Consider the following 24,649-nt stretch of genomic DNA (forward strand, 5'->3'; position numbering starts at 1 on the left):
AATTATTGTGCAGTCTATTTTACAGTGTTAAATTAAATGGTTTGGCAACAGCCCGTGTCTCGCTGCAGTCGATTCATATTTATAATAACACATTCCCTCTCTTATAAAAACGTTGCTGAAAATGAGGCGAAAATAGGCTGAGTTTAAAAAGAAAGTAGGGGAATTGATGAACATTGTTATGGACCACGTAAAAAAGTATAAGAAGGAAACAATTATTGCTTTATTTACAGTGATTATTATGGTCATGTCTGCTCTCTGGCAGCCTAAGCTGCTGCAGCAGGTGCTTGAAGCAATCATTAAAGAAGATAACAATAAGATGCAGTCATTAGGCGTGTATTTAATTGGAATCGCAGTGCTGGGACTTATTGCAGGTGTAATTAACACAATTTTTTCTGCGAAAGTAGCTCAGGGAGTAAGTGCGGATATTCGTGAAGCAGTCTTCCGAAAAATTCAAACCTTCTCATTTGCTAATATAGAAGAATTCTCATCAGGAAATCTGGTTGTTCGACTAACAAATGATATTACACAAATTCAAAATGTTATTATGATTGCTCTGCAGTCATTGTTTAGAATACCGATTCTTTTTATCGGCAGCTTTGCGCTGGCGATGACAACATTGCCCCAGCTATGGTGGATTATTGTTTTGCTGGTTGTTGCTGTCATTATTATCACTATGCTGTCGTTTTCTCAGATGGGCAAGCACTTTACCATTATTCAAAATCTGATTGATAAAGTGAATAGTATCGCAAAAGAGAATTTAATGGGGATTCGCGTAGTAAAATCCTTTGTGCAGGAGAAAAATGAGCTGGAACGGTTTGGTAAGGTAAGTAACGATTTAACCAAGCACAATGTCATCGTAGGAACTTTATTTTCGGTGATGATTCCATCGTTTATGCTGGTTGCTAATCTAGCGGTAGCAGGGGCAATTTTCTTTGTGGGTGATTTGGCGAAGAATGACCCCACATTGATTGGCGGCATTGCTTCATTTATGAACTACCTTATGCAGATTATGATGGCAATCATTATCGGCGGTATGATGATGATGATGACTTCTCGTGCAGCAGTATCTATCAAACGGATTAAGGAAGTTATGGACACCGTTCCAGCAATTACGTATCCTGAAGTCCCTGAGCAGGAGCTTGACGGTAGTGTGGTTTTTGACCATGTCAGCTTCCATTATCCAGGTGATGATACCGATACACTGAAGGATGTATCCTTCACCATTAAGCCAGGAGAAATGATTGGCGTAGTTGGTGCTACAGGTGCCGGAAAGTCGACTTTGGCACAGCTGATTCCCCGTCTTTTTGATCCGACGGAAGGAACTGTGAAAGTTGGCGGAGTAGATCTGCACGAAATTAATGAGCATAGTCTGCGAAAGACCGTTTCATTCGTTCTGCAAAAAGCAATCCTATTTTCAGGAACAATTTCTCAAAACCTGCGGCACGGGAAACGTAATGCAGATGAAGGGGATATGACCAGAGCGACTCAAATCGCTCAAGCCCGTGAGTTTATTGAAAAGCTGTCTCTAGGCTATGAAGCTCCAGTAGAGGAACGGAGCAGTAATTTTTCGGGTGGACAAAAGCAGCGCCTGTCAATTTCCAGAGGGGTTATTGGCGATCCTAAAATACTGATTCTTGATGACAGTACGAGTGCTTTGGATGCTCGTTCGGAAAGTCTGGTCAAAGAAGCTCTGGAAAATGATTTGGAGAATACAACAACGATTATCATTGCGCAAAAGATTTCTTCCGTAGTAAATGCGGATCGCATTTTGGTGTTGGATAAAGGGAAGCTTGTGGGAGAAGGAACACACAAGCAGCTGGCAGCTGAAAATGAGGTATATCAAGAGATTTATGAAACGCAAAGAGGAAAGGATGAGGTAGAATGACGGACTTAGTTAAAGCAAGTAAATTCTTTTATCATTATTTGAAAAAGTATAAATTATCCTTTTTCATCATTGCTGTAACGATTGTCGCAGCTACCTATCTGCAAGTAAAAGCACCTCAATTTATTGGTGAAGCAATCGAGGAGCTGACAAATTATGTTTTAGGCTTTATGCAGGGAAAAGATGATAAAACAGCATTTATTGGAGTTATCCAAAAGCTGGTCATTTTTTATGTCTTAACCAGTGCGGCAAATTTTGTCTATAGTATTTTATTTACACAAGTTGTTGGGAAATCGACTAACAGAATGCGTTTAGGATTGTTTAATAAACTGGAAAAGCTAACAATCCGCTTTTTCGATTCTCATAAGGATGGAGAGATTTTAAGTCGATTCACCAGTGACTTAGATAATATTCAAAATAGTCTCAATCAGGCATTGCTGCAGGTTCTAACGAATGCTGCGTTGATTGTTGGTGTGCTGATTATGATGTTCCAGCAAAATGTTGAACTGGCGTGGGCAACGATTGCTTCAACACCGGTTGCGGTTTTTATTGCTGTGGTGATTATTCAAAAAGCCAAAAAATACGTAGATATTCAGCAAGATGAAGTTGGCAGACTGAATGGATATATGGACGAAAAAATCAGCGGTCAGCGGGTAATTATTACCTATGGACTTCAGGACGAGACCATTGACGGTTTCATGGAGCAGAATAAAAAAGTTCGGGAGGCAACCTTTAAAGGACAGGTCTATTCGGGACTGCTGTTTCCAATGATGCAGGGAATGTCTCTGGTTAATACAGCGATTGTTATCTTCTTTGGCGGCTGGCTAGCACTCAACGGTCAGGTGGACCGGGCAGCAGGTCTCGGTCTGATTGTGACATTTGTTCAATACTCACAACAGTACTATCAGCCGTTAATGCAGATATCATCGGGCTACAGCATGATTCAGCTGGCTGTAACTGGTGCGAGAAGGTTGAATGAAATGTTTGATGAGCCGGATGAGGTTAATCCTGAAAACGGTAAAGAAATTACTGGTGTTCATGAGTCTGTCGCATTAAATAATGTAGATTTTGGCTACGATGAACAAGTTCCTATTTTGAAAGATGTTTCAATCAAAGTGAACAAAGGCGAGATGGTGGCGCTTGTAGGACCAACTGGTTCTGGTAAAACAACCATTATGAACTTGCTGAACCGCTTCTATGATGTTAATAGCGGCTCAGTAACCTTTGATGATACAGATGTTCGCGACATTGAGTTGAGCAGCCTGCGTGCCCATGTGGGAATTGTTTTACAGGATTCTGTGCTTTTCTCAGGAACGATTAGAGAAAATATTGCTTTTGGGAAACCGAATGCACAGGAAGAAGAAATCATTGCAGCTGCAAAGCAGGCAAATATTCATGAATTTATCCTGTCTCTTGAAAAGGGCTATGACACAGAGATTACAGAAGAAAATAATATTTTTAGTACAGGACAAAAGCAGTTGGTTAGTATTGCCCGTACGATTTTAACTAATCCTGCTCTGTTGATTTTGGATGAAGCGACAAGTAATGTTGATACTGTAACAGAAGCGAAAATTCAAAAAGCAATGGAAGAAGCAATTAAGGGGAGAACCAGTTTTGTGATTGCCCATCGTCTGAAAACTATTTTGAACGCAGACCGTATCGTTGTTTTGCGGGATGGTAAAGTAATTGAAGAAGGAAACCATAACGAGCTGTTGAAGCTGCATGGTTTTTATTCCGAACTATACCACAATCAATTTGTTTTAGAATAGACTTATGGGATTAAATACTAAGGAATGCTGTTTCAATTTCTAAGCATAGAAAACTTAGTTCTGTTAATTCTATTTTTAATCTTAAAAACTGAATAACAAGTGTAGCCAGAGAAGATTCTTTAGGAATAAGCCGAAATATACGAAAATAGCTTCTATTTTCAGTGTATTCCGGCTTATTTTTTGCTGGGGATTTTGATATGCCTTAAAGTTAGCGTGAGAAAAACAGCAGCAGGAATAATTAATGTTCAGTTAATGTTTGGCTGTTAGTAGGTTAATGGTCTAATCGTATTCTATACCTATCAAAGGAGGAGATAGGATGAATACTCAAAGACGTATCTTAACATTAAACTTTACTGGAATTGATTTAGTCAAATATGCAGCGGCAATTATGATCATTTGTATTCACTGTGACGCAGTTGTGGACAGCCTGCTCTATAATTTTATTATAAAAAATATTATCTGCCGTTTGGCAGTTCCTTACTTTTTTATTACGGCTGGTTTTTTTGTCAGAAAGGGTATGGCGAAATCAGAAGGCTATCTTCAACGCTACCTTCTAACAATGGGAAAATCTTACCTGTTATGGAGTCTGTTGTTTTTACCACTGGGACTTCAATGGATTAGTCAGCAGTTTGACTTGCCAATCTTGGTTTACCCAGTGGCTTTACTTGTCGGACTGATTTATGTAGGAACCTATTATCATCTCTGGTATATTCCAGCAACGATGTTTGCTCTTGTTCTGACTCATTTCCTGCTGAAGCGTCTAGGCTATGTCAAGCTGTTAGGGTTCAGCATAGTGCTGTATAGTTTAGGGTGTCTGGAGTCATATAGTGGTTTGCTGAATGGAACAATGCTAGGGGATCTGTTTAAATTGTATCAGCAATTTTTTATTACAACACGAAACGGTCTGTTTTTTGGCTTTGTATTTATTGTTTTAGGCTTCTTATTACATGATTATGGCAATAAATTAGCGATAATTCAATTATATTCCGGACGTCTTCTGATTTTACTAGGTATTATATCTCTTCTAGAAGGAATGCTGCTGTTTTTTTATCCAGGAACAGACGCAAATTTTCTTTTCAGCCAGCTATTATTTAGTCCAGTATTTTTTCTGTGGACGCTTTCTCTGCGGGTTCCGAAGAACTGGAATTATAGACAACTGCGGGAATTAAGCAAGTATTATTATTTTTTACATCCGCTTGTCTTATTTTTCAGTCAGCTGCTTTTGGCACAGCTTTCAGTTCAATGGCTGCTTCCCACAGGTTTACTTCAGTTTCTGCTGGTAGTGAGTGTTACTCATCTGCTAAGTACAGGAATAATCAGTATTACTGGGAAACTGCGGGCGCGTAAAAATGCACCGGCAATCAAGCCGCAGCATGTTCAAAACTGAAATTGTCAGCACGAGCTTCCTATGGTAACCTTGTGTTAATACCATATAAAGGAGACCGGCAGGATGGCAAATATACTAATTGCAGATGATGAAAAAGAAATTATTGATTTACTAAAGCTGTATTTGGAACGCGACGGAACTGTAATTTTTGAAGCTGCGAACGGTAAGCAATCTTTGGAAGTGCTGGAGAAAGAAGCTATTGATTTGATAATATTGGATATTATGATGCCTGAACTGAACGGTTTTGAAGTGACAAAAAAATTCGTGAGCAAAGTAGTATCCCAATCATGATTATTTCTGCAAAAATAGATACAACCGATAAAATATTTGGATTAGAGCTGGGGGCGGATGACTATATTACAAAACCTTTCGATCCCCTAGAAGTAACAGCTAGAGTCCGCGCAGCTCTTCGAAGAAATTATGAACTGAATCAGCAGCAGCGTCAACCGGAACAAATCGTTGTCAGAGAGCTGACTCTTGACATGGGACAGTGTTTGCTGATTCGTCAGGGGGAAGAGATTCCCCTGACCTCAGTTGAATTCAAGGTATTGTTTTTATTGATGAATTCTCCAGGACAGGTTTTTACCAAAGAACAAATTTTTGAAGCCGGCTGGGAAGACAGCTATGTAGTGGATGATAATACAATTCGAGTATGTATCAGTAAGCTGAGAAATAAAGTTGGTGAGCATAATATCAAGACCATTCGTGGTCTGGGGTATAGATTGGAGAAGTAAGATGAAGGGTTTGCGACGCTTTCTTATATTTCTGTTTATTGGTTTGACGATACCAATGATTATTCTGTATACAATTGTTGATACTGTTTTTATCTATTATACCAATACGTATCACGAGAGACCTTCACTAATGCTGGCTGGCTATGGTGGTGTGATTGTGATTAAGGTTGTATTCTTCTTGCTATTTCTTTTTGTCTTTATCCGTTTGATTAGTAAAAAGATTCAAGAAGAAAATGTCCGTTATTCAAAAGAGAAAATGACGTTGTTTGCAAATATTGCTCACGATCTTAAAACACCTAGTACTTCTGTCATGGGCTTTGCACAGGCTTTGGCAGAAGGGGAAGTAGCAGAGCCGGAAAGACAAAAGGAGCTGCTTAAAACAATCTATGAAAAATCAAAGCAGTCAAATGAGCTGTTGGAATTGATGTTTCAATATACAAAGCTTGAAAGTACTGATTATCCTTTTATATTCGAAAAACTAGATTTGCAACGGCTGCTGAAAGAATCAGTCGCTTCTCTTTATAACCAGTTTGAAGAACGACAGATTACTTTGGTGCTGGACTTTCCAGAAGAAGAGGTATGGCTGGAGGCTGACCGTACAGAACTGACAAGAGCACTTAATAATCTTTTAGTGAATGCATATACCCATAATCCTGTCGGCAGCAAGGTATTGGTTCAGCTAACTGTTAAAAATGATCTTGTTGAGGTCGTCATAGCCGATACAGGAGAGAGACTAAGTAAGGAAACAGTTGAAGAAATTTTTCTACCGTTTATACAAAAGGATTCTGCCCGTCAAAAAGGCAGCGGCTTAGGACTAGCCATTACGAAAACGATTATTGAACGTCATGGGGGAACCATCTCTGTGGTCCATACAGTTCCTGAATATACAAAAGGATTTATGATTCAATTATCTAAAAGTAATTAAAAAGAGGGGGATGACACTAGTAAGAGTTTATCCCTTGAAATCGAATGGACAGTGTTCTGAAAGCTACCATATCTTCGGAAATAAGTCAGGCGATACAGAAAATAGGAGAAGCTATTTTTTGTATCGCCTGACTTATTTTTTTAGGTAAAGCACTTTTGTTCTATTGTCACTTTTAGCCGGAATCAGCAGCTGATTTTCTATTTCTTTTCTATACAATATAGAATAGGCGGCTGGTTCATTTGATTGATAAATTGATAAGTGAGCACATTGTAGAGCTTTTGTGGCAGGTTTTGACAAAGCTGTTGAACCATTTCCAATTCCCGTTCTCCACCTTCATGTCCATAATAAACGACGAGAATAATTCGCCCTTTGGCTGTTAGCCGCTCTAGAACAGCATTTACAGCTATTTCTGTAGTTGCTGGCTGAGTGATAATTTCTTTATCGCTTTTTGGCAAATACCCTAGATTAAATATAGCCGCCTTAACAGTAGTATTTGAAGGCAAAGCCTCACTGATTGTTTCATGTCCTTGATGAAGTAATTCTACTTGTTTGGAGAGCTGAGCAGCTTCAAGCCGTTTTGCCGTGTTGGCAATAGCAGTTTCCTGAACATCAAAAGCGTAAACTTTTCCAGAGCTGCCGACTAGAGAAGCTAATAGTTCTGTGTCATGTCCATTACCCATCGTTGCATCGATTACGTGATTACCCGGCTCAATAACCTCTTTCAGCAGCGTATGGCTGAAGTGTAAAGCAGTTTGCAGCATTAAATCATCACCTTTACTTCTTTTCGGGCATTGTATTTCCCTTGGTAGCTATCCCGTGTTTTCATTTCGTTGTCTATCGCGTTTAGCACTTCCCATTTTTTTAGACTCCACATCGGACCAATGAGAGAATCGTAAGGAGCGTCGCCAGTTAAACGGTGTATAATAATTTCCGGCGGAATCATTTCCAGCTGATCACAGATTACTTCAACATATTCTTCCCGGGTCATTAATTGTAGACGTCCTTCATTATAGTCCCGCATCATTTTTGTGTTTGTCATTAAGTGAAGCAGGTGAAGCTTAATTCCCTGAATATCTGAATCCAGAATTGTCCGCCGCACATTTTCCAGCATCATCTGCCTATCTTCACCTGGCAGACCGTTAATTAGATGAGTACATACACGAATGCCGTGTTTTCTAAGCTTTTCTACGCCATCTAAATAGGTTTGGTAATCATGGGCACGATTAATTGCTGCACTAGTGTCTTCAAAAGTTGTCTGTAGTCCTAACTCTACCCAAAGATAATAGCGTTGATTCAGTTCGGCTAGATAATCAACGACATCATCCGGCAGACAATCCGGGCGTGTACCGATTGCTAGACCTACAACACCAGGTTCGTTGACCACCTGCTCAAAGCGGTGACGAATGACCTCGACAGGCGCATGTGTGTTAGTAAAGTTTTGGAAGTAGACGATGTACTGATCAACATTCGGCCACTTGCCATGCATCATTTGTATTTCCTTTTGAAATTGGACTGGCAGAGGATCATGAGGGGCCACAATCATGTCGCCGGAACCTGATACACTGCAGAAGGTACAGCCGCCTTTGGCAACAGTCCCATCCCTGTTTGGACAGTCAAATCCGCCATCAACAGGTACTTTAAAAATCTTTCCGCCAAATTGCTTACGCAACGCATAATTCCATGTATGATAACGTTTATTGGCATCATCTGTATAAGGAAATAAAGTCATATTATCTTCTTCTTTCTCAAGGTTGTTTATTTTTGAAGCGTAAAGTAAAGCGTAATTTTTGATAGATAGGGTAGGTCATCAGCAGCCAGAAAAGTCCAAACGAAAATCCGCCAAGTATATCACTGGGGAAGTGAACACCCAGATAAACTCTGCTAATACCAATAAATAGAATAATGATACCCAATATTACCTGCAGGATGCGGCAAAGCATCTTTTTTTCTATAAATAAGGGCAGTAATAAAATGATTGTACCATAAAGAAGAACACTACCGGTGGAATGCCCGCTTGGAAAGCTGGAGCTGTGCTCGATGACCAGATGTTCAAGCGTAGGTCTTTCACGCATGAACAGCAGCTTAACCAGCGGATTGAGAACACCAGCAGCAAAGGCTGTATTGGCGAATAGCCAGATTGCTTCTGCGTAGTATTTCTTTAAGAACAGAACCCCGGAAGTCAAGACTGCCAAGACTGCAACAGTCAAAGGATTCGCTAGCTTTGTGTACCAAATGAAAAATTGATTTAGAGCTGGATAAGGACCTCGAATACTACCAGTAACTGCCTGGTCGAAGTTGTGCAGCGATTCAGGATAAAATTTTACCAAATAGCCTAGAAAAATGAAAATCAGCAGAAAGCAGCTCCCGGCAAATTGGTAATAGAGTTTGTTTTTCATAGCGTCGATTCCTTTATAAAAATTTTGATTAATTTAACCATACGAATAACAGTATAGCTTATTGTAGGAGATTTGAGAAACTGTCGATTTCTGTTTAATAAAATGTTAACGAAAAACTTTTGCTGAGACTGTCCTATAAGAAAAGAGAAAACGGGTTGGAACCTGGGAGACACAAACGATGTTTTCGGTTTTTAAAATCGAAAGAATGTAATCTAAACGCAAATTCCTCAAAAAAAGCCGAAATATACTGGAAAACAGGCTAGGCTATTTTCCAGTATATTTCGGCTTTTTCACAGAGCTGACCATTTTTGCCGCAGCTCTTTTTTGTGATTGGGTTAATTAATAGTTAGAAGCGATAAGAAATGGGTCGGATAATATAGATTATTCCCAGTCATCATCCATGTAATCTTCAGGATATGCCCCAACGCCCGTGACATAGATGTCTCCAGTTGCTGTCTTAAGTTCAAATTTTGAACCGTCTTTTCCTCGGGAATAAGTATTATTTTCTGTATCAAAGATGCTGACATCACCTAAATCGGACTGAGCTTTAATTGAAATGTTTTCTACCTCTTCGTAGAGTTCGATATCAATATCACCGTGCTCCATAATCGCTTTGAGCTCCTTAGGCCATTCTTCACCATACAAGTAAATTGAGCCGTTTTTCCCAGATAAATCAGCTTCGCCGCGAAGATTCTGAATATGAAACTCGCCACTTTTCGATTCAGCTTTAGTCGTTGTACTCTTAATGTTTGTCAGATAGATATCACCTGTTGAAGTTGTTAAATCAATCGTATTTCCTGAAAGTTCATAGGCATCGATTTTTCCATGATCATTTTTTATAGTAAGTTCATCAATTGTTGCTTCGCCAAAAATATCAATGTCGCCGCTTTTACTTGTCAGATTAACTTTCTCAGCAGTTGAGCCAGCAAGTGAAATTTCTGAGTGATCGAGGTCTACATCCAGCTCTTTTGCTGTAAAATTAGATAAGTATACACTGCCAGTCGCATCTCCATCAACAACGACACGATCAATATCTGAAGGTACAGTCAATGTTACATGGGAAGACTCTATATGAAACATACGGAATTGAAAATGATCTGTGCCTTTGTTTTTAGTACTACCGTTCACAGTGGCGGTCAGCTTATCTCCAGATTCATTGACATCTAAAGAACCTTTTAATGGTTCGGTAACGCTGCTTCGTGCTTCCATTTCAATTTTATTTGTTGCTGATGATTCAATGACATAATCAGTATCTCCTGATAGCTTCAGGTGGAGTTCCTTAATTTTATCCGTATTTTTAACAGTATACTCTTCGTTTTTTACTTCTACCATACTTGTTTTAGCGCGTTGGTAGAAAACAGCACTCCCAACAGCTCCTACACCCATCGCAAGGATCCCAATAGCTAAAAAGAAAATTGTCGTCTTTTTCATATTATCCTCTCCCTCCGAACACTTTTCCATGCCATTTGATGTAGCGCTTCAGTGATGCAAAGAACAATCTGGTCAATGGAGTTAAAATCATTATTCCGATTACTCCGGCTCCAGACAAGAAGACGCTAAAGAATAATTGAAACAGTCCGGCATCATTGAAGCCGACAATGACTGAATAGACACCAAGTATCGGTGATAGCAGGAAGAGCACTGCAGCCAGCCAGCAAGAGAAGACAACTGCTGCAAAAGCGAAAAACATCCAAAACATAAATAGGAAATCAAATGCCAGTAGTGCACAAATCTTCAGCACACGAACACCAGGTTTATCAGGTCTTTTGTAGTCATAGTGATCATCGTAAGGGTGATCATACATATCTTTTTCATAGGGGTCGTAATCCTGAACAGGCGAAAATTCCTGCCAGCCATCTCTTGTCAAACGTTTTTCAGGAACTTCAATATCGAATTCCTGTAAAATTTCTTCTGCAATAGAACGAGGTTTGCCTAAGCTTTTTGCAATTTGCTCTTCAGCTTCTCCAGAAGCAATTCGTTCGTCAAAAATCTCTTCGTATTTGTCTAAAACAGCTGCCTGCTGCTGATAGGATAATGGCTTTAAATATATTTTCAGTTCAATCAGAAAATGTTCTTTATTCATAAGTTCTCCCTCATTTCATTTTTATCTTTCTGTAGTAGTTCTCTCAAATACACTATAAATTCTAATTGGTGGAATAACAAGTGGTTTTGAGTAAAATCGGTCTAAGGTAAAGGTGGAAATAGGTCTTTAGTCGTAGTCGTTCAGTAAGTAAAAAATATAATTCTTATATAACATCAAATTCGATTTATATAATTTAAAGATAAATAGCTGATGAATGATTATATCTTTTAATTTTTTTTAAAAAAAGGTATACTGTTAGTTGAGTAATTTTCTTTTTTACTACTATCGGAGGACTTAATTATGGAAAAATTATCACGCAAAGAAAGAAGGAAAGCGGAACAAAATTATCGCACAGCGGAACAGCTGAAAAAAAGCACAACAATGCTTGGATCAGCACTAGCGCTATCATCAATTGCCGGCTCAACGATTATACTGCCAAAAGCGGTGGAGGCGACAGAGGGTGGAAGCAACAGTGCAGAAATTAGCCCGTTGCTTGATGGTTTAACGACTGAAACACAGCTTCAACAGGAAGAGACAGCAACAACTGAAGAAACTACAGAAGAGACCACACAAACAGAAGAAACGAATGAAACAGAAACAGGAGAATTACCGACAGAGACGACAGATAGTATAGAAAGCGAAGAGACACAGGCCCCTGTACTGCCGGAAGAAGAGAAACCTTCTTCAACGGATGAAATTATTGGAGCCAGCCCGTTTGCAGCTTCTGCTAGAAGTGCTGTAACAACATCTTCATTTGTTGCAAGTATTGCTGGTCATGCAAAATCTGTAGCCACCGCTAATGATTTATACGCTTCTGTGATGATTGCTCAGGCAATTCTGGAAAGCGGCTCTGGATCAAGCTCATTGTCACAAGCACCTTATTACAATTTATTTGGCATTAAGGGCAGTTATAATGGTCAATCTGTATATATGAATACTTGGGAGTATTTGAACGGGCAATGGGTCGTGAAAAATGAGGCTTTTAGAAGCTATCCATCTTTTACAGAATCATTTGCAGATAACGCCTACGTCTTGAGAAACACTTCTTTTCAGGCTGGTGTGTATTACTATTCAGGTGCATGGAAGAGCAATACCAACTCTTATACAGATGCAACAGCGTGGCTCACAGGTCGGTATGCAACAGACCCAAGCTACGGTACAAAACTGAATTCAATTATTTCGGCAAACAATCTTACACAGTACGATACTCCGTCCACTGGTGGAAATACAGGTGGAAACGGAAATGGGGGGAATACTGGCGGAGGCTCATCATCCGGCGGCAGCACAACACAAGATGTTATTCATACAGTTGTTTCAGGCGACAGTTTATGGGCTCTTGCGAGTAGATATGGAACATCAATTGCCAACATTAAAAGTTGGAACAATCTCTCCAGTGATGTGATATACATAGGACAGAAGCTGACTGTACAAAAAGGCAGCTCGTCCGGGGGCAGTACCGGCGGAGGTTCATCCTCTGGGGGCAACAATAACTCAGGTGGCTCAGGGACAACGACAGACACATACTATACAGTAAAATCAGGGGACAGCCTGTGGGCCATTGCGAACATAAACGGTGTAAGCATCGCTAATTTACGCAGCTGGAACAATATCAGCGGTGATATCATTCATCCTGGACAGCGGCTGATTGTCAAAAAAGGCAGCGGCGGCAGCTCTGGCGGAAATACTGGTGGGGGTTCATCCTCATCCGGCGGCAACAATAATTCCGGCGGCAGCACAGGTACAACGACAGACACATATTATACGGTAAAATCAGGGGATAGCCTATGGGCCATCGCAAACATAAACGGTGTAAGCATTGCTAATCTACGCAGCTGGAACAATATCAGCGGAGATATTATTTATCCTGGACAGCGGCTGATTGTCAAAAAAGGCAGCGGCGGCAGCTCTGGCGGAAATACTGGTGGGGGTTCATCCTCATCTGGCGGCAACAATAATTCCGGCGGCAGCACAGGTACAACGACAGACACATATTATACGGTAAAATCAGGGGATAGCCTGTGGGCCATCGCAAACATAAACGGTGTAAGCATTGCTAATCTACGCAGCTGGAACAATATCAGCGGAGATATTATTTATCCTGGGCAACGCCTTGTTGTTAAAAAAGGCAGCGGCGGCTCCAGCAGCTCTGGTTCTTCTTCGAATAACTCGGGAGGCTCCAGCAGTTCGAATAGTAAAACCCATGCAGTGAAGAGCGGAGATACATTATGGGGATTGGCGCAGCAGTATTCAACAACCGTTCAGAGAATCAAACAGTTGAATAATTTATCTGGAGATACCATTTATATCGGGCAACAGCTGAAAGTTGCGTAAAAGGATTGAATTCCTTCTGAAAATTTGTTAGTATAACGTCATATATCAATACAACGATGATAAGGAGTAGTAGAAAGAACTCTGTTTTAGAGAGCGCATGGCTGGTGAAAATGCGCACAGAAGCTTTTGAACTCGCCTTGAAGTTGATTTTTGCTGAAAATTAGAGTTGAAGTAGGCAGAAACGGCGGCGTCCGTTAACACGCTAAAGGTCTATTCAAACAAAGCGGATAGACAAATTTAGGTGGTACCACGTTGGCATTCAACGTCCTATGGGATTGTTTTCCATAGGACGTTTTTTATTTTTATCAGGTAAAAGACACGCCCTGTGTATAACAGCTGTAAGGGATACCAGTATTTATCAAATGTATTGAAAATGAACAATTGGAGGAGAAAAATGAATTACGATCACAAAAAGATTGAAAAAAAATGGCAAAAATATTGGGCGAAAAACAATACGTTTAATACCCATGATGATCCTGAAAAAGAAAAGTTTTATGCGTTGGATATGTTTCCCTATCCATCAGGACAAGGTCTTCATGTCGGCCATCCGGAAGGGTATACAGCTACAGATATTTTATCTCGGATGAAAAGAAGTCAGGGCTATAATGTTCTTCACCCAATGGGCTGGGATGCATTCGGACTACCTGCAGAGCAGTATGCACTGGACACAGGAAATGATCCGGCAGAATTTACAAAGAAAAATATCGAAACATTTAAACGACAAATCAATTCATTGGGCTTCAGCTATGACTGGAATCGTGAAATTAATACGACGGATCCTGAGTATTATAAATGGACACAGTGGATTTTCACTAAGCTATACGAAAAAGGGCTGGCCTATGAAGCAGAAGTAGCTGTAAACTGGGTACCGGAGCTGGGAACCGTTATTTCAAATGAAGAGGTTATCGATGGAAAAAGCGAGCGGGGCGGTTATGATGTTATCCGCAAGCCTATGCGTCAGTGGATGCTGAAAATCACGAAATATGCAGACCGTTTGCTGGACGATTTAGATCTTGTTGACTGGCCGGAAAATATTAAAGAAATGCAGCGAAATTGGATTGGCCGTTCTGAAGGCGCAAATGTAACCTTTAAAGTGGAAGGAACAGATAAGGAGTTTACTGTTTTTACAACGCGTCCTGATACATTATTCGGTGCCACTTATTCTGTATTAGCCCCTGAATTGGCGCTTGTACAGGAAATAGTAACTGACGAACAAAGAGAACAAGTGGAAGCTTATATTGAAGAGGCTGGGAAAAAATCAGATTTGAACCGAACAGATTTAGCGAAAGAAAAGACTGGAGTTTTTACTGGTGCTTATGCAGTAAATCCAGTCAATGGTGCGAAAATCCCAATCTGGATTGCTGATTATGTGCTGGCTTCTTATGGTACAGGTGCAATCATGGCAGTTCCAGCACATGATGAACGTGACCATGAATTTGCTAAAACTTTTGGATTGGAAATTATTCCTGTCCTAGCCGGCGGAGATGTTGAACAAGAAGCTTTTACAGGCGATGGTCCTCATATCAACTCAGAGTTTCTTGATGGAATGGATAAAGAAGAAGCAATTACTGTAATGAATCAGTGGTTAGAGGAACACGGTGCTGGGAAAACAGAAACTAGCTATCGCCTGCGTGACTGGCTATTTTCCCGTCAGCGTTACTGGGGAGAGCCGATTCCGGTGATTCATTGGGAAGATGGAACGACAACAACTGTTCCAGAAGAAGAATTGCCGCTGGTACTGCCAAAAACTGATGATATTAAGCCAAGCGGAACTGGAGAATCGCCGTTAGCAAATATCGAGGATTGGATTAATGTTGTTGATCCTGAGACTGGTAAAAAAGGCCGACGTGAAACCAATACAATGCCGCAATGGGCTGGCAGCTCATGGTACCATTTGCGCTATATTGATCCACATAATAAACAGATGATTGCTGATCCTGAAAAGCTGAAGCGCTGGCTGCCTGTGGATATTTATATCGGCGGGGCAGAGCACGCGGTTCTACATTTGCTGTATGCTCGTTTCTGGCATAAATTCCTTTATGATATTGGTATTGTTCCGACGAAAGAACCTTATCAAAAATTATTTAATCAGGGAATGATTTTGGGTCAAAGCTTCCGTGATTCTCGCGGTGCTTTAGTGCCAACGGATATGGTGGAAAAACGTGACGGCATCTGGGTAAACAGTGAAAACGGAGAAGAGCTGGAAGAATCTCCAGCCAAAATGAGTAAATCACTAAAAAATGTGGTCAATCCTGACGATGTTATCGAGAAATATGGTGCAGATACACTGCGTATGTACGAAATGTTCATGGGACCTTTGGAGGCATCGATTGCCTGGAGTGAAAATGGCTTGGAAGGCAGCCGTAAATTCCTTGACCGGGTTTGGCGTCTAATTGTAGATGAACAAGGAAAAATGCGGGACCGCATTACCACAGTTAATGATGGAAAACTGACAAAAGTTTACCATCAAACGGTTAAGAAAGTAACCGAGGATTTAGAACAGCTTCATTTCAATACAGCAATTTCTCAGTTGATGGTCTTTGTTAATGAGGCAAATAAGGCAGAGGTTCTGCCTTATGAGTACGTGGAAGGCTTTGTTCAGCTATTGGCGCCAATTGTACCCCATTTGGGTGAAGAACTATGGGCAATCCTGGGGAATGAAGGCAGCGTTGCTTATGTTGTCTGGCCGGCATATGATGAAAGTCAGCTAGTCGAGGATGAAGTTGAAATTGTACTGCAGGTTAATGGAAAAGTCAGAGAAAAGCTGGCTATTGCTAGAGGACTAAGTAAAGAAGAAATGGAAGAGAAAGCCATGGCTTCAGAAGGCATTAAGTCCTTTCTTGAAGGGAAAACAGTTCGTAAAGTAATTGTTGTTCCGGATAAACTAGTAAATATTGTAGCGAACTAAAACGATAGAGAAAATAAAGCTGGACCAAAAGTGTTTTACTTCAAGAATCAGAGAGGCACTGTTCAACATCAACTACCTCACTGTGTTTCTTAGCAATAAGCCGTACTCTAGGAAAATGATTCCATACATTTTCAATAGAGTACGGCTTATTTTCGAAGAAGCGGTTTTGGGACCACCATTTATTCGGAGTTAGGTATACTAAGAGGTTGGGGATTTATTATTGTTCCAAACCAATTTTACTCTAAAAGAAAAGGATATTTAAGGAGGGATAGTGATAGAAGGCTTGAGTCATCTGACATTCATTGTGAAGGATATAGAAAAAGCCGCTCGATTTTTCCAAGAACTATTTGATGCAAAAGAGGTTTATTCAAGCGGCGAGCAGACTTTTTCAGTTTCCAAGGAAAAATTTTTTCTAATTGGTGAGCTATGGATAGCAGTTATGGAAGGTGAGAGCTTACCAACGAGGACGTACAATCATGTTGCTTTTAAAATTGAGCAGGATGATCTAGATGACTATATCCGAAAAATCGAGGCGTTAGGCTTAGATTTTAAAGATGGTCGAAGTAGAGTTGAAGGAGAAGGCAGTTCTATCTATTTTTACGATTATGATAACCACCTATTTGAGCTGCATACGGGAACACTTGAGGAAAGACTAGGACGTTATCAGCAATAGACAGATTGCATGGCTTCTCTCCCCATGTTACAATATGAAAATAAGAAAAAGATAAGGTGGTGAATAAGCATGATGGTCGTTATGTCAAAAATAACATATAGAGTATTTGATTTTCTTGGATTTATTTATTTTTGCTATAACATTATTTCCATTTTTTTCTATCAAGGGACAAGTGTGTTCAAAAATAGAAAAATAATCAAATAAACAGACCATTCAGACTTATTCATACGAATTCGATTAATGAATTAAATAACGTAGTAGGTCATGGGTATTTCTTTCCTGTGGCTTTTTTTTATATCATTATAAGATATATTTCCAAGGTTCTGAATGGCAGAAAAGAGGAAAACAATGTTAATTCAATTACAGGGAGTAGAAAAAAATTACAGCACGTATCCATTATTTGAAAACTTAAATATAAAGATTGAAAAGGGGGAACGGATTGGAATTGTAGGAGCAAACGGCTCTGGAAAAACGACAATTCTGAAAATGATTGCGGGGATTGAAGGAATAGACAAAGGAACAATCAGTATTCAAAAGAATACAACAGTCGGGTATTTGGCTCAGGTCCCAGAAGCAATTGAGCAGACGGTTAGGGAATATTTGCTAGCTTCATTTGAAGAAGTCAATGGACTTCAGAAGCAGCTCAAGTATTTGGAAGAGCAGATGGCTAATCCTCAGGCAGATTTTGACCGGCTTTTGCTGCGCTATGGTCGTTATCAGGAAGAGTTTGAGGGAATTGGCGGGTATGATATTGAAAACCGGCTGGAAATGATTACAAATGGATTATCAGTTGCCCATTTATTGAATTCCCGCTTTAATGAGCTTAGCGGCGGCGAGCAGACTATTGTTAATCTAGCCAGAATTCTATTGCAGCAGCAGGAAGTCATGCTGTTGGATGAACCTACCAATCATCTGGATGTCCAGCGTATCAATTGGCTTGAAGGGTACCTTATTCATGAAAAAGCGACCTGCCTGATTGTTTCTCATGACCGTCAGTTTTTGAATACAGTTGTAGAAAAAATAGTTGAGATAGAAGATGGCGCTGGTTGGGAATATAAAGGAAATTATTCCGCATATAAGCAGCAGAAAGAAGAGCGTCTGGAAAAACTGCGAAGAGATTTTGCAGAACAGCAGAAGGAAATTCAAAAAATGAAGCTTGCAATCAGAAGATTTAGACAATGGGGGCATGAGGGCGATAATGAAAAGTTCTTTAAAAAAGCAAAGCAGCTGGAACATCGTCTGGAAAAAATGCAAAAAGTACCAAAGCCTAAAGTAGATAGTCAAAATCTAGGAAGCGGTATTTTTCAAAAAGCAGATCGTTCTGGAAAGGAAGTTCTTATTGTTAAGGATATCGCCAAAAGCTATGATTCCCGTACTTTATTTGGTCACAGTAGTTTTACCTTGTTCTGGCAGGAGTGTACAGCCATCATCGGGGGAAATGGTGCCGGAAAGACAACTTTAATGAAACTGATTCTGGGAGTGGAAGAACTAAGTGATGGAGAACTTCGTTTGGGAAGTAATGTGAAAATCGGCTACCTTCCTCAGGTGATTCAGTATGAACAGCCTCAGCGAACGATTTTACAGGAATTTATGTATGAATGCTCTTTAGGTGAACAGGAAAGCCGCAGAATTCTAGCTGGCTATTCCTTTTATAAAGAAGATGTGCTGACGCAGCTCAGGTTTCTCAGCGGCGGAGAAAAAATTCGGCTGGAGCTGGCAAAGCTGATGCAGCAGCAGATTAACTTTTTATTACTCGATGAGCCTACCAATCATTTGGATATAGAGACAAGGGAAGAAGTCGAGGAGATTCTAAGTGATTTTAAAGGTACTTTGCTGGCCGTTTCACACGACCGTTTCTTCCTGGAAAAAATGTTTCAGCACTTTCTAGTAATCGATCACCAGAACATTACTAAAGAGACTGGAAACTATGCAGAAATCATGAATCAAGAAAAGTAATGAGAAGTAATCGTAGAACTAAAACAGCAGAAGCAGACAAGCAGTTCATTGAGAACAGCTGTCTGGCTGCTGTTATTTTTATTGGAATCATAAATACAAAGTTTTTATAGATAATGACAGTATCATTCAGCATAGCTTTTAAATGTAGTCCGAAAAGCTAATGACTTGTTACATCTTCACCAAACCATTTTTTTGAGATTTTTTCCAGCTGACCGTTTTTCTGTAGTGTTTCAAAAGCAGCATTAATTTTATCTGCTAGTTCAGGGTCTGTTTTGCGGATACCCACGGCAAAGGTCTCTCCTTCAAATGCCCCAGTCACGATAGAGTAGTTAGAAAGATTATCCTCATGAGAGAGGTAGTAATTGGCATACACTCGATCAATCAGCAGCCCGTCAATTCTACCTGATTTTAAATCCATAAAGGCTTCATTAAAACCGTCATACAAAACAGGTGTCTGATCTTTAACAAAATTTTTCAGAATTTCCGGCTGTTCTTCAAAGCTGTGGTAGCCAGATGAACCGTTTTGAACACCAAGGATTTTCTCTTTCATATCGGAAAATTGATTAATCTTGTTCTTTTTTAATGAAACGACAACCTGTTCATTTTTCATATAATCGTTGCTAAAAAGGACTTTTTCTTCCCGTTCAGCTGTTTTGGAATAGCCGTTCCAGATAAGGTCGATAGTTTGATTTTGCAGTTCATTTTCTTTCATTGACCAGTCAATCGGCTGGAAGTCAATTTTTATGCCGTATAAATCAAAAACAGCTTTTGCCAAATCTACATCGAAGCCAATAATTTCACCTGATTTGTTTTGGAAACCCATTGGAACAAAAGAGTCATCCAGACCAATGATAATGCGTTTTTCTGTTTCAATTCGCTGCCACTGATCAGCGTTGCTTCTTTTTCTACTGCAGCCGGTAAAAAATAAAGTCAGGAGCAGAACGATTGGAATAAATAAGAAAAAAGTTTTTTTCATAAAAATGTTCCTTTCTATTGAACCGGAGCAACCGTTAATAATTGATCAGCGATATTCTCCGCAAAGTGCATGTCATGGGTAACAACAATCTGAGTGATTCCTTCTTCTTTTAAGCCTAAAATAACTGCTTCTACCTGCTGCCGTAATTCCGGGTCTAGTGCACTTGTTGGTTCATCATAGCCTAGAACCTTTGGCTTCATAGCTAATGCACGAGCTAAAGCTACCCGCTGCTTTTGCCCGCCGGAAAGTTGATAAGGATAGAGTGTTTCTTTTCCGGAAAGACCTAGCCGGTCAAGCAGTTCCAACGCTTCGTTAATGCTTTCCTGTTTGGATTGTTTTAGGGAGAGAACAGGCGCTAAGGTAACGTTGTCAAGAACAGAGAGATGAGGAAATAGTTGGAAATCCTGAAAAACAATTCCTACTACTTGGTCAGCATTATCCATCATAACAGGATCAAAAACTGCTCCATCTATTCTAAGCTCACCAGCGTCAATTGTTTCTAGCCCGGCAAGGCACCGTAGTAAAGTAGTTTTACCGCCGCCGGAAGGACCAACAATGGTTAATATTTCTCCGTCAGGGATATCCATAGATAGCTGGTCGATAATCGTTCGACCGTCGAATTGTTTGGTTAAATTTTTTATTGTCAACATGTCTGTACCTCCTCGATTATCTATAATACTGATAGTATTTTTCGATTTTTTTAGATGCAAGTGTTAGAAGTGCTGTAAATAGTAGATAGATAATTCCCACTAATGCCAGCGGTAAAATTGTCACGTCTCTGCTCATCGCAATTTTTCCGGCTCTTAGAAGATCCCCTAAACCCAAGACATAAATCAACGAAGTATCTTTAACAAGATTAATTACCTCGTTGCCAATTGAAGGCAGAACAATTTTTACTACCTGGGGCAAAATGATTTTCTGAATCGTCTGCAGTTTGGTTAACCGCAGTACCTTTGCGGCTTCGTATTGACCTTGGGGAATAGATTGAATGCCACCACGGAAAATCTCGGCAAAGTAGGCTGCATAGTTTAAAATGAAAGCAAAAAGAGCAGCATCATAACGTTCAAAAACGATGCCTACTAAAGGCAAGCCATAAAAAACAAAAATCAGCTGCAGCAGTAAAGGTGTTCCCCGCATTAACCAGACATACGTATTGATTAAATAGGTTAGCGGTTTGAAGCGTGTTTGTAATCCAAAAGCAACGACAATCCCTAGAGGAATTGATCCTAATAAAGTAAAGATAAAAACTTTCATCGTCATTGCTGCCCCGCTTAATAAAGCAGGTAAAATTTCCCATACATATTCCATCTTACTTCCTCCAATAGCTATCTATATAAATTTCCAATCTTTAGTGTCATCTATATAGATGTTCTGATTTCTTGCTGAGTGTTCAGCTGATTTATAAAAAAAGCCCTCTCGGCGTTAGCCAAGAGGGCGAAGATTCGCGGTTCCACCTCAATTCACTACTGACTTTCGAACAGTAATCTTGTGAACATTCAGATTTTTCTGAATGTTTCCTCAGTAACGGTGAGCGTTCCGCAGCTTCCTACTATATTTGTTCAGAAACTGACTTTTTCAGATGTGTTCATTACCGGACTTCAGCTGCCTCTTTCAGCAAATAAGGCATTCTCTGGACAGAAGTAATCGGGAACTACTTGTTCTGTGCATTAGTTTTTATTGTATTTTAATGACTTGGCAGCAATAGCATAACGTACTGCCTGTTGCAATATTGAAAATAAAAAAGTCCTTTGGCAATAAATGCCAAAGGACGAAATATCGTGGTTCCACCTTTGTTCACTGTACTCTCACAAGTAACAGTCTTAAAAAGTCAATGTATGACTTTATGCTGTAACGGGCTTACCCGAATCTGCCTACTTCCTTCAGCAAATCAACTCCCAGATGTGGTTCACTTTGTATTGTGTCTTTTTCCACCAGCCAAAGACTCTCTGTTTCAATCAGCAAAGCTACTCTTCTGTTCTCTGTTTTTTTATAACTTTATCACCCGTCTTCCTTTCTGTCAACTAAAAAAATAAATGTTTGTAAGCATATAAGTTAAGCAATCAATTTTTTTCAGGTAAAATAAAGAGAAGAAAACAAAATAACAGCTGGTATTTTGTGAGCTGTTGAACGAATGGTTTCAAAGGGGGAAAGAGGATGAAAAAATTTAGTTTACTGGCAGCAGCAGCGGTTCTGATTTTGAGTTCATGCAGTACGGGTCAGCAAAGCAGTAGTAATTCTACTGAAGAGAAAAATGAAGCAGAACAGGTAATCAATGTGGCTTCCGGAGGTGAGCTGTCAACATTGGACAGTGCGCAGTATACAGATGTTTATAGCTCAGATATGATTGGTCAGGTGTCTGAAGGGCTGTACCGATTGAATAAAAACCAAGATCCGGAATTGGCAATGGCAGCAGCAGAGCCCACAGTCAGTGAGGATGGTCAGGTTTACACTTTTAAATTAAGAGAAGCAAAATGGTCAAATGGTGATCCTGTTGTGGCAGGTGATTTTGTGTTTGCTTTCAAAAATGTTGTTGACCCCGCTTACGGATCAAGCAGCAGCAATCAGATGGATATATTTAAAAACGGCAGGAAAATTCGTGAAGGAAAGGCTTCCTTGGATGATTTTGGTGTGAAGGCTTTAGATGATCAAACCTTAGAGCTGACATTGGAGTATCCAGCACCTTATCTAGCTCAAGCTTTGGTGGGTACACCTTTTATGCCGAAAAATGAAAAATTTGCCAACGATAAGGGGACAGCTTACGGTACTTCTTCTGATGATTTTGTAGGGAATGGTCCTTTTCTGATTTCCGGTTGGGATGGAACGACTGAGAGCTGGACATTATCTAAAAATCCTGATTATTGGGATCAAAAAAATGTAAAGCTAGATACTATCAACGTGCAGGTTGTAAAAGAAATTTCTACTGGAGCAAATCTTTTTGATAATGGGGATTTAGATTATACCGGGCTGGCTGATACGTATGCACTTCAATACAAGGATTCGCCACAAGCCTATTTTGTTCCTAAGGCATTAGTGGGTTATTTAAGCCCTAATCATAAACGTGAAGTAACTGGAAATGTTCATGCTCGTAAGGCAATTTTGCAGGCGATTGACAAAGAAGCATTTACGACCGATATTTTAGGAGATGGCTCGACAGCGCTAAACGGATTTGTTCCTAAGGATTTTGCGAAAAATCCTGAAACTGGAGAAGACTTCCGCAAAGAAAATGGTGATTTTTTAGCCTATGATTTAGAAGCAGCTAAAAAAGAATGGGCGCTGGCAAAGCAGGAGCTTGGAAAAGAAGAAATCGAACTAGAATTGTTATCTGCTGATTCTGCTATTGCCAAAAAGACGATTGAGTTTGTTCAAGGACAGCTGCAGCAAAATCTTTCTGGACTGAAAATTGTTCTTAAATCAGTTCCCCTGCAGAACCGACTTGATTTGCAGACGGATAGTAATTTTGATTTGGTTTTTGGTACATGGACGCCAGATTATGCTGATCCAATTAACTTTTTGGAATTTTACGACTCTAAAAGCGGCTTAAATACAGCTGGATATGATAATCCAAAATATGATGCTGGGTTGAACGATGCTCGAATTACTTTAGCCAATGAGCCGGAGAAGCGTTGGAAAGAACTGCTGGATTTAGAGAAAATTCTTATAGAGCAAGATACCGCAGTTTTACCGTTGTATCAGGGAGCGATTGGCTATTTAAAATCTGATCGATTAAAAGATCTTCAGGTATTTTCATTTGGACGGACGATTTCTTACCGGACTGCTTATGTAGAAGAATAAGAGAAACGGAACACCATAAATAATTAATACATTTAAATACGATAATCACTGGATTTTCTGATTTCCAAGAAAATCCAGTGATTATTTTTACCTATTAACAAAATGGCATGTGCATATACCAGAATGGTATGGGGACGAAAATGAAGATGATTGTGGAGAGCAATCATCGCCAAATGTTGTCCCCTCAATGCAGCTTGACATAGAAAAATAAGCTGTCTGAAAGCAATTTCGGTTTTCAGACAGCTTATTTATTGTTCTATTTCTTAATGTTCTGAAATTTCGGTTGGCAACAGGATGGTTTCTCTTTTTCCATCATCAAATGCAAACACTCGATCTGGATAATCAGGAGAGTAGTTGTAGGCTAAATCTACAGCCATTTCTACATCACTGAACTCCTGAGAGAAACGCAGAGTAATTTTTCCGTTGTTGTTGACTAAATCAAAGGTCAGCATATTTGTTAACGGAATAACTCCTTTTAAATTCAAGTCTATAATCAGCCAGATACTGTCAATCAATTCTCCTGGAAGACTGGAAACAACACCAAAGGAAGCATAGCGGCTGCGGCTTCTGTCAAATGATTCAAACATAAGAATCCCTCCTCGTTTCACTTACTCTATAAATCCTGCTAAAAATTTCCCATTATGAATGCTGGCGCTGCTATACAGAAACACATGATAGAAAAATAAGCCCATAAAGAAAAAGCTGGATAGTTTCTAAATATCTGTATGGTTGTTTGAGTTAAATGACAACTTTTCCAACAACGATGTTTGTGCTAGAGACTGGATAAATGGAAATAAAACTATCTTACATTTTTAATAGGATTTACATAGTAGTATA

The 24,649-nt window shown here is 39.8% G+C and carries 19 protein-coding genes, 1 pseudogene and 3 other annotated features; of the genes and pseudogenes, 11 read left to right on the top strand and 9 right to left on the bottom strand.

Annotation, left to right across the window (positions count from 1 at the left end):
* The first annotated feature begins 166 nt into the window (after positions 1-166).
* The 6 genes and pseudogenes from AC1Z3K_RS03385 to AC1Z3K_RS03410 all read left to right on the top strand — a co-directional run bounded on the left by AC1Z3K_RS03385 (position 167) and on the right by AC1Z3K_RS03410 (position 6,697).
* On the top strand, positions 167-1,885 hold the full coding sequence (locus AC1Z3K_RS03385) for an ABC transporter ATP-binding protein (protein WP_426081121.1): 1,719 nt from the start codon (positions 167-169) through the stop codon (positions 1,883-1,885).
* On the top strand, positions 1,882-3,651 hold the full coding sequence (locus AC1Z3K_RS03390) for an ABC transporter ATP-binding protein (RefSeq protein WP_426081120.1): 1,770 nt from the start codon (positions 1,882-1,884) through the stop codon (positions 3,649-3,651). Before AC1Z3K_RS03385 ends, AC1Z3K_RS03390 begins: the two co-directional genes overlap by 4 nt.
* Positions 3,652-3,967: 316 nt before the next feature.
* Complete coding sequence (locus AC1Z3K_RS03395) at positions 3,968-5,038, top strand: acyltransferase family protein (RefSeq protein ID WP_461731877.1); 1,071 nt, start codon at positions 3,968-3,970, stop codon at positions 5,036-5,038.
* Between the two features lie 63 nt (positions 5,039-5,101).
* Positions 5,102-5,376, top strand: a pseudogene (locus tag AC1Z3K_RS03400) (response regulator); the annotation flags it as partial.
* A 222-nt stretch (positions 5,377-5,598) separates the two neighbouring features.
* Complete coding sequence (locus AC1Z3K_RS03405) at positions 5,599-5,772, top strand: winged helix-turn-helix domain-containing protein (protein ID WP_461732058.1); 174 nt, start codon at positions 5,599-5,601, stop codon at positions 5,770-5,772.
* 1 nt (position 5,773) lies between these two features.
* Positions 5,774-6,697, top strand: a complete 924-nt coding sequence (locus AC1Z3K_RS03410; RefSeq protein ID WP_461731878.1) for a sensor histidine kinase — start codon at positions 5,774-5,776, stop codon at positions 6,695-6,697.
* A 197-nt stretch (positions 6,698-6,894) separates the two neighbouring features.
* Here AC1Z3K_RS03410 and mnmM read toward each other — a convergent pair whose 3' ends face one another.
* The 5 genes from mnmM to AC1Z3K_RS03435 all read right to left on the bottom strand — a co-directional run bounded on the left by mnmM (position 6,895) and on the right by AC1Z3K_RS03435 (position 11,176).
* A complete protein-coding gene (gene mnmM, locus AC1Z3K_RS03415) occupies positions 6,895-7,458 on the bottom strand; it encodes a tRNA 5-(aminomethyl)-2-thiouridylate-methyltransferase MnmM (RefSeq protein ID WP_426081115.1) in 564 nt (187 codons plus the stop codon).
* On the bottom strand, positions 7,458-8,426 hold the full coding sequence (mnmL, locus tag AC1Z3K_RS03420; RefSeq protein ID WP_461731879.1) for a tRNA modification radical SAM protein MnmL/YtqA: 969 nt from the start codon (positions 8,424-8,426) through the stop codon (positions 7,458-7,460). Before mnmL ends, mnmM begins: the two co-directional genes overlap by 1 nt.
* A gap of 16 nt (positions 8,427-8,442) precedes the next feature.
* Positions 8,443-9,093 carry a phosphatase PAP2 family protein gene (locus AC1Z3K_RS03425; protein ID WP_426081113.1) on the bottom strand — a complete coding sequence of 217 codons (651 nt, stop codon included), beginning with the start codon at positions 9,091-9,093 and terminating at the stop codon, positions 8,443-8,445.
* A gap of 381 nt (positions 9,094-9,474) precedes the next feature.
* On the bottom strand, positions 9,475-10,524 hold the full coding sequence (locus AC1Z3K_RS03430) for a DUF4097 family beta strand repeat-containing protein (protein WP_426081112.1): 1,050 nt from the start codon (positions 10,522-10,524) through the stop codon (positions 9,475-9,477).
* Position 10,525: 1 nt separating this feature from the next.
* On the bottom strand, positions 10,526-11,176 hold the full coding sequence (locus AC1Z3K_RS03435) for a DUF1700 domain-containing protein (RefSeq protein WP_426081111.1): 651 nt from the start codon (positions 11,174-11,176) through the stop codon (positions 10,526-10,528).
* Between the two features lie 300 nt (positions 11,177-11,476).
* On the opposite strand from AC1Z3K_RS03435, the gene AC1Z3K_RS03440 reads away from it, so the two are divergent.
* The 4 genes from AC1Z3K_RS03440 (at position 11,477) to abc-f (ending at position 19,044) form a co-directional block, all read left to right on the top strand.
* The gene (locus AC1Z3K_RS03440; protein ID WP_461731880.1) at positions 11,477-13,507 is read left to right on the top strand and encodes a LysM peptidoglycan-binding domain-containing protein; all 2,031 of its coding nucleotides are present in this window, start codon (positions 11,477-11,479) and stop codon (positions 13,505-13,507) included.
* 47 nt (positions 13,508-13,554) lie between these two features.
* Positions 13,555-13,780 (top strand) — a binding site (T-box leader).
* Between the two features lie 121 nt (positions 13,781-13,901).
* Positions 13,902-16,415 carry a leucine--tRNA ligase gene (gene leuS, locus AC1Z3K_RS03445; RefSeq protein ID WP_461731881.1) on the top strand — a complete coding sequence of 838 codons (2,514 nt, stop codon included), beginning with the start codon at positions 13,902-13,904 and terminating at the stop codon, positions 16,413-16,415.
* A 271-nt stretch (positions 16,416-16,686) separates the two neighbouring features.
* Positions 16,687-17,088 (top strand): FosX/FosE/FosI family fosfomycin resistance hydrolase, encoded by a 402-nt coding sequence (fosX, locus tag AC1Z3K_RS03450; RefSeq protein WP_426081108.1) that lies wholly within the window; start codon positions 16,687-16,689, stop codon positions 17,086-17,088.
* A 348-nt stretch (positions 17,089-17,436) separates the two neighbouring features.
* Positions 17,437-19,044, top strand: coding sequence for a ribosomal protection-like ABC-F family protein (abc-f, locus tag AC1Z3K_RS03455; RefSeq protein WP_426081107.1), 1,608 nt, complete (start codon positions 17,437-17,439; stop codon positions 19,042-19,044).
* Between the two features lie 157 nt (positions 19,045-19,201).
* On the opposite strand, the gene AC1Z3K_RS03460 is transcribed toward abc-f, so the two are convergent.
* From AC1Z3K_RS03460 to AC1Z3K_RS03470, 3 genes are read right to left on the bottom strand one after another with little or no spacing between them, the layout of a single operon-like run.
* On the bottom strand, positions 19,202-20,020 hold the full coding sequence (locus AC1Z3K_RS03460) for an amino acid ABC transporter substrate-binding protein (RefSeq protein ID WP_461731882.1): 819 nt from the start codon (positions 20,018-20,020) through the stop codon (positions 19,202-19,204).
* Between the two features lie 14 nt (positions 20,021-20,034).
* Positions 20,035-20,670, bottom strand: a complete 636-nt coding sequence (locus AC1Z3K_RS03465; protein WP_426081105.1) for an amino acid ABC transporter ATP-binding protein — start codon at positions 20,668-20,670, stop codon at positions 20,035-20,037.
* Between the two features lie 16 nt (positions 20,671-20,686).
* The gene (locus AC1Z3K_RS03470; RefSeq protein WP_426081104.1) at positions 20,687-21,328 is read right to left on the bottom strand and encodes an amino acid ABC transporter permease; all 642 of its coding nucleotides are present in this window, start codon (positions 21,326-21,328) and stop codon (positions 20,687-20,689) included.
* A gap of 119 nt (positions 21,329-21,447) precedes the next feature.
* Positions 21,448-21,697, bottom strand: a binding site (T-box leader).
* Between the two features lie 84 nt (positions 21,698-21,781).
* Positions 21,782-22,009, bottom strand: a binding site (T-box leader).
* A gap of 165 nt (positions 22,010-22,174) precedes the next feature.
* Between AC1Z3K_RS03470 and AC1Z3K_RS03475 the strand changes: the two genes are divergently transcribed.
* Positions 22,175-23,812, top strand: coding sequence for a peptide ABC transporter substrate-binding protein (locus AC1Z3K_RS03475; RefSeq protein ID WP_461731883.1), 1,638 nt, complete (start codon positions 22,175-22,177; stop codon positions 23,810-23,812).
* Between the two features lie 263 nt (positions 23,813-24,075).
* Here the strand turns inward: AC1Z3K_RS03475 and AC1Z3K_RS03480 are convergent, their stop codons facing one another.
* The gene (locus AC1Z3K_RS03480) at positions 24,076-24,399 is read right to left on the bottom strand and encodes a DUF960 domain-containing protein (RefSeq protein ID WP_426081102.1); all 324 of its coding nucleotides are present in this window, start codon (positions 24,397-24,399) and stop codon (positions 24,076-24,078) included.
* Between the last annotated feature and the right edge of the window lie 250 nt (positions 24,400-24,649).

It is taken from the genome of Enterococcus sp. LJL128 (assembly GCF_056924295.1).

Excerpts from the sequence above, each read along its gene's own strand:
- AC1Z3K_RS03470 (WP_426081104.1), bottom strand. The coding sequence starts at position 21,328 with ATGGAATATGTATGGGAAATTTTACCTGCTTTATTAAGCGGGGCAGCA.
- AC1Z3K_RS03465 (WP_426081105.1), bottom strand. The coding sequence starts at position 20,670 with ATGTTGACAATAAAAAATTTAACCAAACAATTCGACGGTCGAACGATT.
- leuS (WP_461731881.1), top strand. The coding sequence starts at position 13,902 with ATGAATTACGATCACAAAAAGATTGAAAAAAAATGGCAAAAATATTGG.
- AC1Z3K_RS03460 (WP_461731882.1), bottom strand. The coding sequence starts at position 20,020 with ATGAAAAAAACTTTTTTCTTATTTATTCCAATCGTTCTGCTCCTGACT.
- AC1Z3K_RS03440 (WP_461731880.1), top strand. The coding sequence starts at position 11,477 with ATGGAAAAATTATCACGCAAAGAAAGAAGGAAAGCGGAACAAAATTAT.
- AC1Z3K_RS03405 (WP_461732058.1), top strand. The coding sequence starts at position 5,599 with ATGAATTCTCCAGGACAGGTTTTTACCAAAGAACAAATTTTTGAAGCC.
- AC1Z3K_RS03425 (WP_426081113.1), bottom strand. The coding sequence starts at position 9,093 with ATGAAAAACAAACTCTATTACCAATTTGCCGGGAGCTGCTTTCTGCTG.
- AC1Z3K_RS03435 (WP_426081111.1), bottom strand. The coding sequence starts at position 11,176 with ATGAATAAAGAACATTTTCTGATTGAACTGAAAATATATTTAAAGCCA.
- AC1Z3K_RS03430 (WP_426081112.1), bottom strand. The coding sequence starts at position 10,524 with ATGAAAAAGACGACAATTTTCTTTTTAGCTATTGGGATCCTTGCGATG.
- AC1Z3K_RS03395 (WP_461731877.1), top strand. The coding sequence starts at position 3,968 with ATGAATACTCAAAGACGTATCTTAACATTAAACTTTACTGGAATTGAT.
- AC1Z3K_RS03385 (WP_426081121.1), top strand. The coding sequence starts at position 167 with ATGAACATTGTTATGGACCACGTAAAAAAGTATAAGAAGGAAACAATT.
- AC1Z3K_RS03390 (WP_426081120.1), top strand. The coding sequence starts at position 1,882 with ATGACGGACTTAGTTAAAGCAAGTAAATTCTTTTATCATTATTTGAAA.
- AC1Z3K_RS03475 (WP_461731883.1), top strand. The coding sequence starts at position 22,175 with ATGAAAAAATTTAGTTTACTGGCAGCAGCAGCGGTTCTGATTTTGAGT.
- mnmL (WP_461731879.1), bottom strand. The coding sequence starts at position 8,426 with ATGACTTTATTTCCTTATACAGATGATGCCAATAAACGTTATCATACA.
- AC1Z3K_RS03410 (WP_461731878.1), top strand. The coding sequence starts at position 5,774 with ATGAAGGGTTTGCGACGCTTTCTTATATTTCTGTTTATTGGTTTGACG.
- abc-f (WP_426081107.1), top strand. The coding sequence starts at position 17,437 with ATGTTAATTCAATTACAGGGAGTAGAAAAAAATTACAGCACGTATCCA.
- mnmM (WP_426081115.1), bottom strand. The coding sequence starts at position 7,458 with ATGCTGCAAACTGCTTTACACTTCAGCCATACGCTGCTGAAAGAGGTT.
- AC1Z3K_RS03480 (WP_426081102.1), bottom strand. The coding sequence starts at position 24,399 with ATGTTTGAATCATTTGACAGAAGCCGCAGCCGCTATGCTTCCTTTGGT.